This is a genomic window from Streptomyces sp. CO7 (genome assembly GCF_053474865.1).
Genome location: NZ_JBRIOU010000005.1, coordinates 37,920 through 39,519, shown reverse-complemented (window position 1 = coordinate 39,519; position 1,600 = coordinate 37,920). Strand labels below are relative to the sequence as shown.

At 76.9% G+C, this 1,600-nt stretch carries 1 protein-coding gene; it reads left to right on the top strand.

What is annotated here, in order from left to right; genetic code table 11:
- Nucleotides 1-1,600, top strand: a 1,600-nt coding sequence (locus ACOV8S_RS18470) for a CDP-glycerol glycerophosphotransferase family protein (RefSeq protein WP_448318930.1), incomplete at both ends; no start/stop codon positions are given.

The window sequence follows — 1,600 nt, the reverse complement described above, 5'->3', positions numbered from 1 at the left end:
GCCCCCGCCCTCACCGGCGTCCGGCTGCCCGCCTGGAGCGCCGCCTACCGCCGCGCCTTCGTCGCCGCCCACCGCCTCGCCTTCGCCGACGGCTGGTACACCGACCTGTCCTTCACCCCGGCCGCGCTGCTCACCGCCGACCGGGTGGCGGTGCTGCGGCGGACCGTCGTCGAGCACCGGGTGCGGCGCCAGGGCAGCCGCCTCAACGAGCCCGGGCCGCACCACCGGGACCTGCTCGACCGGGCCGAGGAGCTGCTGCGCCGCGCGGCCGGGCTGCCCGCCGCCCGGACCGGGCCGCTCTTCGCCGACCTGTTCGGGCTGGTCCTGCGCACCGCCGCCGACCCGCGCCGCCTGCCCGCCGCCGGCCGCCGCGCCTTCTTCGCCGCCGCGGCCCGCCTGTACCGCCGTCACCGCCCCGCCGGGTTCCGGCCGCCCCGCGGCAGCCTGGGCGTCCAGCACCGCCTGCTCGCCGCGGGCAGCCACCCGGCGTTCCGCCTGCTGCGCGCCGCCCACCGTGCGGCCGGCCGGCTCCGCGCCCTCGCCGTCCTGCCGGCTCCGCTGCGCGGGCTGCGGACCCGCCTGTACTACCGCCGCGCGCTGCGCCGCCCGCTCGACGCGAACCTCGTCGTGTACTGCGCCTACTGGGGCCGCGGCTACGCCTGCAACCCGGCGGCGATCCACGCCAAGGCGCGCGAACTCGCCCCCCACCTGCGCGGCGTCTTCCTCGTCGAGCCGGAGGCCGTCCCCACGCTCCCGCCCGGCGTGGAGCACGCGGTGATCGGCACCCGCGAGTACTGGGACCTCCTGGCCCGCGCCACCTACCTCGTCTCCAACGCCAACTTCGCCGACGCCGTCGTCAAGCGCCCCGGCACCGTCCACCTGCAGACCCAGCACGGCACGCCGCTGAAGCGGATGGGCCTCGACCAGGCCGCCCACCCGGTGGTCGCCGCCGCCACCGGGAGCTTCGCCAAGCTGCTGGCCCGCGTCCAGCGCTGGGACCACAACCTGTCCTCCAACCCGCACTCCACCGAGACCTGGGAGCGGGTCTTCCCCGGCGGGCACACCACGCTGGAGTACGGCTATCCGCGCAACGACGTGTACTGCACGGCCACCGCGCGGGACGTGGCCCGTGTCCGCCGCGAACTGGGCGTCCCCGAGGGCGCCACGGCCGTCCTGTACGCCCCCACCCACCGCGACCACGCCGACCGCTTCGCCGCGGCGCACGACGGCCTCCTCGACCCCGAGCGGCTGGCCGAGGCGGCCGGGGAGAACGCGGTGGTGCTGCTGCGGGCCCACTACTTCCACGACCACGCCGGACGCGAACGGGCCGCCGCCTCACCGCGGGTGATCGACGTGACCTCGCACCGCTCGGCGGAGGACGTCTGCCTGGCGGCGGACATGCTGGTCACCGACTACTCGTCCATCATGTTCGACTACGCCAACCTGGACCGGCCGATCGTCGTCCACGCCCCCGACCTGGACGTCTACCGCGCCACCCGCGGGGTCACCTTCGACCTGCTGGCCTCGCCCCCCGGCCCCGTCTCCCGCACCCCGGAGGAGCTCTACCGCCTCCTCGCCGAGGGCGCCCACACCTCCGCGG